Source organism: Neobacillus soli NBRC 102451 (genome assembly GCF_001591665.1).
In the GTDB taxonomy this organism is placed as follows: domain Bacteria; phylum Bacillota; class Bacilli; order Bacillales; family Cytobacillaceae; genus Neobacillus; species Neobacillus soli.
The window spans coordinates 1-9,879 of record NZ_BCVI01000101.1 but is presented as its reverse complement, the minus strand read 5'-3'; the positions used below and the strand labels follow the sequence as shown (position 1 = coordinate 9,879).

The 9,879-nt window shown below is 35.5% G+C and carries 14 protein-coding genes; 13 read left to right on the top strand and 1 reads right to left on the bottom strand.

Annotated elements, in window-relative coordinates; all coding sequences use genetic code 11:
- The first annotated feature begins 270 nt into the window (after positions 1-270).
- The 6 genes from BSO02S_RS25515 to BSO02S_RS25490 all read left to right on the top strand — a co-directional run bounded on the left by BSO02S_RS25515 (position 271) and on the right by BSO02S_RS25490 (position 3,891).
- Complete coding sequence (locus BSO02S_RS25515) at positions 271-552, top strand: DUF4190 domain-containing protein (RefSeq protein WP_066074748.1); 282 nt, start codon at positions 271-273, stop codon at positions 550-552.
- A 541-nt stretch (positions 553-1,093) separates the two neighbouring features.
- Positions 1,094-1,375 (top strand): hypothetical protein, encoded by a 282-nt coding sequence (locus tag BSO02S_RS27390; protein ID WP_142303751.1) that lies wholly within the window; start codon positions 1,094-1,096, stop codon positions 1,373-1,375.
- A gap of 37 nt (positions 1,376-1,412) precedes the next feature.
- Entirely contained in the window at positions 1,413-1,655 is a 243-nt protein-coding gene (locus BSO02S_RS25505; RefSeq protein WP_066074744.1) for a hypothetical protein, read from the top strand.
- Between the two features lie 168 nt (positions 1,656-1,823).
- Positions 1,824-2,189 carry a VOC family protein gene (locus BSO02S_RS25500; RefSeq protein ID WP_066074742.1) on the top strand — a complete coding sequence of 122 codons (366 nt, stop codon included), beginning with the start codon at positions 1,824-1,826 and terminating at the stop codon, positions 2,187-2,189.
- A 35-nt stretch (positions 2,190-2,224) separates the two neighbouring features.
- Positions 2,225-2,662 (top strand): SRPBCC family protein, encoded by a 438-nt coding sequence (locus tag BSO02S_RS25495; RefSeq protein ID WP_066074740.1) that lies wholly within the window; start codon positions 2,225-2,227, stop codon positions 2,660-2,662.
- 728 nt (positions 2,663-3,390) lie between these two features.
- Complete coding sequence (locus BSO02S_RS25490) at positions 3,391-3,891, top strand: DinB family protein (RefSeq protein ID WP_066074738.1); 501 nt, start codon at positions 3,391-3,393, stop codon at positions 3,889-3,891.
- 165 nt (positions 3,892-4,056) lie between these two features.
- Here the strand turns inward: BSO02S_RS25490 and BSO02S_RS25485 are convergent, their stop codons facing one another.
- Positions 4,057-4,461: a hypothetical protein gene (locus tag BSO02S_RS25485; protein ID WP_066074736.1), complete on the bottom strand. Its 405-nt coding sequence runs from the start codon at positions 4,459-4,461 to the stop codon at positions 4,057-4,059.
- Positions 4,462-4,638: 177 nt separating this feature from the next.
- On the opposite strand from BSO02S_RS25485, the gene BSO02S_RS28355 reads away from it, so the two are divergent.
- The 7 genes from BSO02S_RS28355 to BSO02S_RS25450 all read left to right on the top strand — a co-directional run bounded on the left by BSO02S_RS28355 (position 4,639) and on the right by BSO02S_RS25450 (position 9,787).
- Positions 4,639-4,734 (top strand): DUF3977 family protein, encoded by a 96-nt coding sequence (locus tag BSO02S_RS28355; protein ID WP_142303749.1) that lies wholly within the window; start codon positions 4,639-4,641, stop codon positions 4,732-4,734.
- A 34-nt stretch (positions 4,735-4,768) separates the two neighbouring features.
- Positions 4,769-5,233, top strand: coding sequence for an NUDIX hydrolase (locus BSO02S_RS25480; RefSeq protein ID WP_066074734.1), 465 nt, complete (start codon positions 4,769-4,771; stop codon positions 5,231-5,233).
- A gap of 165 nt (positions 5,234-5,398) precedes the next feature.
- Entirely contained in the window at positions 5,399-5,776 is a 378-nt protein-coding gene (locus BSO02S_RS25475; RefSeq protein ID WP_066074732.1) for a hypothetical protein, read from the top strand.
- Between the two features lie 54 nt (positions 5,777-5,830).
- Positions 5,831-6,235 carry an NUDIX hydrolase gene (locus BSO02S_RS25470; protein ID WP_066074729.1) on the top strand — a complete coding sequence of 135 codons (405 nt, stop codon included), beginning with the start codon at positions 5,831-5,833 and terminating at the stop codon, positions 6,233-6,235.
- Between the two features lie 579 nt (positions 6,236-6,814).
- A complete protein-coding gene (locus tag BSO02S_RS25460) occupies positions 6,815-8,044 on the top strand; it encodes an RtcB family protein (protein ID WP_066074723.1) in 1,230 nt (409 codons plus the stop codon).
- A gap of 106 nt (positions 8,045-8,150) precedes the next feature.
- Positions 8,151-8,849 (top strand): response regulator transcription factor, encoded by a 699-nt coding sequence (locus BSO02S_RS25455; RefSeq protein ID WP_066074720.1) that lies wholly within the window; start codon positions 8,151-8,153, stop codon positions 8,847-8,849.
- 2 nt (positions 8,850-8,851) lie between these two features.
- Positions 8,852-9,787: a sensor histidine kinase gene (locus BSO02S_RS25450; protein WP_066074716.1), complete on the top strand. Its 936-nt coding sequence runs from the start codon at positions 8,852-8,854 to the stop codon at positions 9,785-9,787.
- The last annotated feature ends 92 nt before the right edge of the window (positions 9,788-9,879 follow it).

Sequence of the window (9,879 nt, the reverse complement as noted above, 5' to 3'; positions counted from 1 at the left end):
ATCTTTCTGACGGACCAGGCTCCAATAGGCTCGATTGGATACCCTTTTCCTAACTTTTCAATCTTATCCAATTCGAGACTTCCGTATATGCGGCAATTAAAAGAAATCATGTTGAGCTAGAGGTTAGTGAAATAAGAGAGGAATTTTGTAAATTAGTAGAGAATTTATAATAGAAAACTGAACTTTTGTATGAGCAATTGAATGGTGCAAAGAACATAATGTGATTAATATTGAGTAAAGAAAGAACACTTATTTTTAGGGGGCATAGTAATGGAGAAGACAAATAATAAATCGATTGCAGCATTAACATTAGGAGTATTATCAATTATCCTTCCTTATATCGGGGTAATCCTTGGTATTATTGGGATTGTCATTTCTTCAAAAAGTATAGGAGAGCTTGACCACACAAATGAAAAAGGCAGAGGATTAGCTGTATCAGGTAAGGTTTGCAGCATAGTAGGGGTGTGTATCCAAACGCTACTAATTTTACTGATGATCCTAGGGCTAGCTACATATCTTTTTACAACTTCTACAACTACTTCCACATCGTGATTGTCAGAAGACTTCTAGCCTACCAATCGGGTCGCTTTTTGCAACCCTTTTCTTTTGTTTTAACAAAGGCAGTTTGTAAAGGGAAGCATAGATTTTATGGTAAAAAATTGATATTATGTTTAAGTGTGATAGAGTCCTTTTTAAGCAGTTATATTATTCAATCAAATAATTATACATGGATTTAGGTTGTGGGAGGAATTTTTATTAAATCTTTAAGAATATCTAAGAACAATTGGGTTATCTACACACTGATTCTACTCATTGTTTTATCCGTTATTAATGAAATGCTCAATCATTTCGTAACTAACTTTTTAGTTTCGATGTTTATAGTTTTCCGATAATGATCCTTTTGTTTATCGGTGGGATTGTATTATTCATATTATCAATTATTCATTTTTTTAAGAAATATAAAATCACCAATATGAAAAGCCTTCTTCCTTTACTTTTAAGCTTGGTGCTCCTATTTCTAATCTTTGAGCGACCTTTTTTCCCTGTATTTCAGAAAGTCGAGTTTTCTTTTAAGCTTGATGAACGAGAAGAAGTGGCTCGTCAAATTTTGAAGGGGGAAATACGGACATCAAATGAGCAAGGTGATCTTTACCCGGTACCCCAAAAATACAATCACTCATCCTTGTCCGACGGAAATGAAGTAATGAAGATGAATGACAAATTACTCTTTTTCACAATTAGAGGGATTCCAGATAATTTTTCAGGCTATGTTTTTTCTCCCAATGGTTCGGCACCAACAAACGCTGATGTTCAGGCTGATATCATTAAGATTCAAAAAATGAATGATCATTGGTATTATATTTCCTGCACTTAGTACATAGTAAATTGGAAGGTCTGAGGTGGAAGTAAATTTGAATTTTTTAAATATAATTCTGTCTATTATTCTCTTATTTGTTGGGGTTTATGGATTGATTATGACTTTTAATATAGATAAAAATGTGCACAACAAAACCGGAGATTCTTCTGATATAACTGCTTGGATTCTTTCCGTAATCCCCTTACATTTGTTTAAATTTATCTTCTTTTTATTTTCCTTAGTACCTATAGGGGTAGTAACTGGCATGTGGCTGCAACTTCTTATGGCTAATGAATGACATTTTTAAAATAAGCATGGATCGACTTTAAATGCGGTCTATTTCTTTAGGCGTTTTATGGAGGAGTTATAGGGACAAGTTAATACATAGAATTTATACGTATTTTAATTCAAGAATTTTCTGTGATAAAATCGATAGAAGTTTTATTAAACACCGGGAGGAAAAATGATGAAAAGTGCTAGTCCTTATATATTTGTAGATAACTGCTTGAAAGTAATGGAGCACTACCAAGGCCTATTTGGCGGGGAAATAACTAATATTCAAAAAAGTGATGATGGCAAGTGTTTGCATGCTGAACTTCATCTCGGTAACAGCATCATTCACTTTTCAGATACTTTTGGAAAAATTCAAGAAGGCGATAGCGTACGAATCAGCCTAGAATGTGAAAGCGAAGAAGAAATTAGAAGGGTGTATGATTCTTTAAGCAAAGAAGGAATAATCACAGCTGAGTTGCAGGATACATTCTGGGGCGCAATTCATGCAAACCTAGTCGATCAGTTCGGAATTGGCTGGTTACTAAATTATCAGAAATAAGGCGAAATTAAATTGAAAAAAGGGGGATTTTGTAAATGAACAACCTTACCAAAATGAAAATATTAAAACCAGCGAATGAAGTATTTAAAGCATTCGTAGACCCTTCAAAAATAGGGAACTTTTGGTTCTCGTCAAGTTCGGAAAGATGGGAACAAGGTAAGACAGTTACTTTAAGATATGATGAATACAATGCACAACTTGATATAGAGGTATTGGAGGTCGAGGTTAATAGAAAAATCGTGTTCCAGTGGGGGGCAAATGGCGAAGGGCATATTGTTACGATTACGCTGAATGAGTTAGATCATTTAACTACAATTATTGAAGTTAATGAAAATGGATTTAATGAAAATGATAATGAACTAATCCCGCAAATTTTAGATAATAAAGAAGGCTGGGTATTCATGCTAACCTGTTTAAAGGGGTATTTAGAATTTGGTGTGAGCCAGTTAAGAGGCGGATTAGTGAAGGATTGACCTATTAAAAGGGCCATTTCTTTTCCCACTGAATATGAAACGCAAACTAAAACAACATATTAAGTAGTGTCTTGAACAGGAGAAATTAAAAAAGCAGTTTCCACTACGGCTAAAGATGTAGACTTTACATATAACGATTACTCCAATCCAAAAGAATTGAAATATTAAACAATGAGAAGGCAAAAATCATGAAGAAATGTATTATTACAATATTGATAGCTTTGATAGTTATTGAAGGGTGTTAGGACTAAGCCTTAGTACCATTTATTAAGAAAAAGACGACCATTGTAATTGAGCTGGAACCTATAAAATTGAAATGTAACAAAAAAGCCTATCCCGAAAATAAAATGTAAAGGGGACTGAATAAGTTCCTCTAAAAGATAAAAAGGTTGAACTCTCATTTAATTGAGAGCTTCTACCTTTTTTTTGTTTTATAATAAAGGTATCAATATCTGGCGGGCGGGTAAACGAAGATTAAAAATCAAGAAACAATGATTTTCAGCCCTTATATGGATCTCTTCCGGAAGATAGCCTATTGCGAAGAAGATTGGATAACTCAATCGATTTTCTTTTGTCTATGAGGAATTGAAGGATAAATATCGCATGGATAGTGACCTGATGTGATTGATCTTAATCGTATGTTTAAATAAAATTAGGAACATATGTTTGCTAAAGTGCGATTTTTTATGTTATACTACTCTAAATTAACATAGACATGGGGAATTAAATTGAGCGAGGAAAATAGCATAATATGCAATTTCAAACAATATACATCTTGGTTAAGCACATTAGAAGATATGGAAGAAGATTTATGGTCTAAACCAATAGCCGAAAGTAAATGGTCTGTAAGCGAAATAATAGCCCATATTATAAATTGGGATAATCACCTTTTAGCTGAAGTTATCCCATCAGTACGTAACGAAAAGGGAATGGAGTTCCCTGATTTTGATACCTATAACAAAAAAGCATCCAATTACGCAAAATCAGGCATACCAAAAGAAAAACTACTTGAAGAAGCAAAAGAAACAAGGGAACTACTTGTGAAAGAACTTAACGAATTACCAATCGAAAAGTTGAATAAACCATTAACTGCAAACGGAGTTTCGCATTGCCCACATACAGGAACACCTTATTCTCTTATATATATTATTAAGGAATTTACAGACCACGATAACCACCACAAAAGACAAATCACACAATTATTAAAGGGAAACAACTTGAACTCCTGAATTATTCACAGATTTTCTAAAATAAGCTAATAATGCCTATCTAATCAGCTTTCTCGTTATTATTCAATGCAAGAAATAAATGAAAGAAGAATCCGTTTCTGATTAGGTTAAAACAACGACGAAATAACCACAGAAAGGATTCTTATAATGGTGAGTAGAGTAGTATCATAAATCATTTTTTACTTTTTCTAATGAAAATTCTTTAACGATGTTTACACCATCCAATATAATTAATGTGGAATCACAAGCTAGTTGTTTAATCTCATTTAGGTCAGTACCATTTTTAATTTTATATTCAATGTGAAATGAACCTTCTTTTCCGGAGTCAATAATTCCAGTACTCCCAGCACCCATTGGAATCATCTTGATAAACTCGCTACCTTCAACCAGCTCCATTTTAGATGCTAACTTTTTGTTAGGTTGTATCACGATTTCAAGACCGTAATAATGTTGACCAGGGTAATCAAATTCACTTTTGAATGGAGTAGTATCTGTATTTTTTATTTTAATATCGTAACGTAGAATATTTTCTGCCTTAATGATTGTGGTTTCAATATTTGTAATAACCAACTGATTTGCACTATGAAATCCAGTAAGAGGAATCAATGAAATTAGTAAGAAGACTAATGCCAGCTTTCTGATGATGGTACTTCCTTTCTTTCCGATCTGTTTATAATTTATATTATTTATGTTTATTATCGAGATTATTCAATTAACGGGTCCCGCTTAACAAAAACAAAGTAGGTTATGGTCCTGGATTTAAAAGAAGGTTTTAAAAAGGTAAAGAAGAGCCGTAAGGAATTTAAATTGATATTTGGTATTGTAAGTAAAGAACGTAATTGAGCAGTTTGAAAAAATTTAAAATCTGGGGGAAAAAATGACTCAAAATGGATTTGTTTTAGTTGTAAGTGTATCCATATTTAAAGGTGACGAGGTTTTGATTATTAAAGAAAATAAACCATCTGCAAGTAATAAATGGAATTTTCCATCTGGTCGTATTGAATATAAAGAAGACATACTTGATGCAGCCTGCAGAGAAGTAAAAGAAGAAACAGGATTTGAAGTGAAACTTACAGGCACAACTGGTGTATATAACTTCATCAGTAATTCAAATGATCAAGTGATTTTATTTCATTTTATTGGTGAAATTATTGGAGGTTCATTAAAGATTGAAGAGGACGAAATTATAGGAAGCAAATGGATAAAGGTATCTGATTTAATAAAATTTGATATAAATGATCTTCGTGAGTCTTGTGTAATAAGACAAATAGTAGATAAATTATTAAATCAAAATGTTTATTCTATGACTTTGTTTAATGAACAATTGTGCAAATATCTTTAAAAAGGATATCAAGCGAAGAGGATTGAATATAAATTGGAATAGTGGAAGGTAGTAAGCTGGTGCGGCACTTCAATAATGAAGGCCGCTTTTTCTTAAATAAAAGGTTATTTCCTCAACATTACCGAATATATAAGGAAGATAATTGGTAATGAGGAAGTGGTAATTTTGAACTATATATTTATGGGACTTATTTTTCTTTTTTCGGTTTATCAACTTTTTGTAAAAGGTTTTAAAATAGGTGAATTGGAAACGGTTCATCCTAAATCACTTTCAAATTTAGTTCGCTACCTGCTTTTTGGGACAATCAATTCATTTTTTGCTGGTTGGCTGTTCGAAATTGACTGGCTAAATTGGATTGCCTTTTATTCAATCATAGGGATTATAATTTGTTTGAAATCCGAAAAGGAAGATAAAAGGCAATTTTATCAAAAGCTAATAATTGCACTCGTAGCATTCTTACTTTTTTATGTGTACCGAGTACCAACGCATCCGCAATCATTTGAAAAATATATTAATAGTAAATGTTTGTGGTTATTGGATTGAGTATTGAAATAAGAATACATAAAGCATTTGAAGAAGAAATGGAGGTAACGGTGGATGATACCTAAGCATATCGTTTCAGCTGCAGCAATTGTGCTGAATAGCCAGAATGAAATTTTATTAATTAAAGGGCCGAGAAGAGGGTGGGAAATGCCTGGGGGGCAGGTTGAAGAAGGAGAATCATTGAAGGATGCTGCAATTAGAGAAACAAAGGAAGAATCCGGTATCGATATTGAAGTGACGAAATTTTGTGGGGTATTTCAAAATGTAAGTGGCGGCATTTGTAATACATTATTTTTGGGAATGCCAGTCGGGGGATTACCAACAACAAGCCCAGAAAGTCTGGAGGTAGGTTTCTTTCCAATTAATGAGGCATTAGAAATGGTCACTTGGAAAAACTTTAGGCAAAGAATTGAGTATTGTTTATCAGAAAAACTTCATCCTTTTTATATCGAATTTTAAGGAAGGCTAAATGTTGTAAATTTGAGCGACAACAAATGATAGGGCTGTCTATCTTAATTAAAATGTGAGTTAAAGTCCTTTAAAAAATCCGGAGGTGAAATATGCAGTTATTATTTTGGCCTTGTACAATTGCCTCATTAATTCTCTCCATTATAGCCTTAAGTACAAGGAAATCTAAACTCCTCGTTGTATCTTCAATCCTTATATTACCAATGTCTCTATACCTAGCGGCCACACCACTTTTCCTAATATGGGGGTTGATCTTTCCACTCCTTTATCTTGGTGCGTCAAAATTTATAGCAAAGAAAATGATTTGGATAGCCATTTTGTTGGTCATACCCAATTTTTTATTAGTAGGATGGATGGGGTTTGTTGTTTTTGAACAATAGGGGTTGCCCGTCCGCAAGTTGAAATCACTTATTCACAAGTTGAAATCGCTTATCCGCAAGTTGAAACCACCTATCCGCAAGCTGGGCCACTCATCCGAAAGTTAGTGCATTGGTCATCCGAAATACCATTGCTCAAATGTCCAATAAATGGTAGTCTGTTGGTAATCTGCTTTTGAAGGAGGGAAAACGAGTGATTAAAGTAACGGGGTCACAGACGGAAGCAAAGGTATTTTCAAATTATCCGCAGGAAACGGCGATTGAGCAAATTCAAGAGCTGTGTAATCAAGCATTTTTAAAGGATACAAAAATAAGTATTATGCCGGACTATCATGCTGGCAAAGGCTGTGTGATTGGTACGACCATCCAGCTAAAGGATAAGGTAGTCCCCAACCTGGTTGGCGTCGACGTCGGCTGCGGGGTATTAACCGCCAAGCTTCAAGATAAAAAGGTTGATTTTGATAAGCTTGATCAGGTTATTCGCACATACGTCCCGAGCGGACATGAGCTTCATTCGGATGATACAGTCGGATTCATTAACACGAGTTTTCCAGCCAAACAAGAGTATAAGGCGGAACATATCCTGAACCAGGATCGGAGCCTCTATAGCTTAGGTACACTTGGCGGGGGCAACCATTTTATTGAATTATCTGTCGACACCGATGGCTATCATTATTTAACCATTCATACAGGCAGCCGTTATGTGGGGGCAAAGATTGCCACCTACTATCAAAAAGTAGCCATCTCAAAGCTTCGTCAACATGATTTGACCGGCATTATTGACCAATTAAAAGCTGAAGGACGGCAAAACGAGATTCAAACAGCAATTGCAAGCTTTAAAGAAAAGAATCCAGTCATTCCGAATGATTTAGCTTATTTGGAAGGCGAGGATTTTGATAATTATATACATGACATGAAATTAGCCCAAACCTTTGCAAAGGCAAATCGAGAAGAGATTGCTAGAGCGATTACGGAAAACATGGGATTTGAGATGATAGACCGCTTTGATACGGTCCACAATTATATTGATACCGAGAACATGATTTTGCGAAAAGGGGCGGTTTCTGCGCAAAAAGATGAACGTCTGATAATCCCATTCAATATGAGGGACGGCTCGATATTAGCGGTCGGTAAAGGCAACCAAGAGTGGAATTATTCGGCGCCACATGGAGCGGGCCGCGTCCTGAGCAGGACAAAAGCGATGAAATCCTTAAACATGGAGGATTTCCACAATACAATGAAGGGCATATGGACAACGTCTGTTTCTGAAGAAACGTTAGATGAAGCGCCAATGGCCTACAAACCAATGAATGAGATTTTGGAAAAAATAGAAGAAACGGTTGAGATTGCTGGCTTTATTAAACCAGTTTATAACTTTAAAGCCAGCGAAAAGTTTACACCTGGAAAATTTAAAAAAGCATAGTATTAATAAAGGGGAGACTTTTAGTCTCTCTTTTTTCAACGAAAAAAGGATTTTCCAAAGAGAATATGGAAATTAACCATAAAGGAATGAACAGGTGGGGGATAAGATGAAACACAAAATTTTATTAGTGGAAGACGATGTAGCTATCAGTGATATGGTCAATGGCCAATTTACCAAAGAAGGCTTTGAGGTCGTACCGGTGTTTGACGGGGAAGAGGCACTTATGATGTTTGCGAAGGATACATTTAATTTAATTCTTCTCGACTTAATGCTGCCAAAGCTTGATGGAATGGAATTTTTAAAAATTATCCGGGAGAAAAGCATGATACCCGTACTGATTATGTCGGCAAAGGACGGCGATTTAGACAAAGCGTTAGGATTAGGCTTTGGTGCCGATGATTATATTGCTAAGCCGTTTTCAATGATTGAGCTGACTGCGAGGGTAAAGGCAGCCATCAGACGGGCGACTCATTATTCACGAACTGAACAAAAGCAGGAAAAAAGGGTTTTAACCATCGGAGACCTGACCCTTGATTTAGACAATTTTTCAGCACAAAAGGGCGGAAAAGAGATCAAGTTGACAGCTAAGGAGTTTCATATTTTAAAGCTATTTATCTCACACCCGAGCCGTGTCTACACGAAAGCGCAAATTTATAGTTTAGTATGGGAAGATGAGTATTACGGTGATGAAAATGTAATCAACGTTCATATGAGAAGGCTCCGGGAGAAAATAGAGGATGACCCGTCCAAACCGCAGTACATCAAAACATTATGGGGTATCGGCTATAAGCTTGGGGAGTTTTAAGGATGATCATTTTTTTATCGATAATCATAATCGGATTAGCCGGGCTTAATTTTTTGCAATATAAAACGAGAAACAAGCACAAAGGAAATTCTACTTACATCCACAAAAAGCTGAAACGGATTATCAACGAGCAAACGGATGAAAAGCTGTTATTACATACGGATGATGAAGACACTAAACAGATTTTAATCGAAATCAATCGTCTCTTAGAGCATAATCAAAAAATGATGGCCACCTATAATAAAACCGAGATTTCAATGCGAAAAATGCTCTCCAATATCTCGCATGATTTAAAAACGCCGCTAACTGTGGTACTTGGTTATATTGAGATTATCTTGAATGACAAAAATAGAGGTAAGGGAGAGACAGAGGAACTTTTGCAAAAGGTCCACGGAAAAACGGTTGAAGTATTGGACCTTATTAAAAAATTCTTTGATTTGGCGAAGCTTGAGTCGGGGGATAAAAATTTGCCCCTCACAAGGGTGAACATGAATGAGCTATGCCGAAAGAATATTTTAAGTTTTTATGAAGTTTTAACGTCAAAAGGTTTTGAGGTTGCGATTGTGCTGCCGGAAAATAATTTATTTGCCCTAGGAAACGAAGTCGAGTTGGACAGGGTCCTGCATAATTTGATTTCCAATGCGATTCAATATGGCGGCGATGGGAAAGTGCTTGGTCTAACCCTAGGGAGTGACGAACAGTCTGTTTACGTTGATGTGTGGGATAAAGGAAAAGGAATCAGCGAGCTCCACAAGGATTTAGTGTTTGAACGAATGTACACATTAGAAGATTCACGAAACAAGTCCTATCAAGGCAGTGGGCTCGGTCTTACCATTACCAAACGACTTGTGGAAAAAATGGACGGGAAAATTTTTCTAGCCAGCAAGCCCTATGAAAAAACGACTTTTACCATAAAATTAAAGCGGATTACATATTGAACATCTAAGGGTGCCTGATAATGGGGTTACCCTTTCTTTTATAAACAGAATAAATATCATTGAACTTTGATTACTGTCTAGCTCCAGCGCCC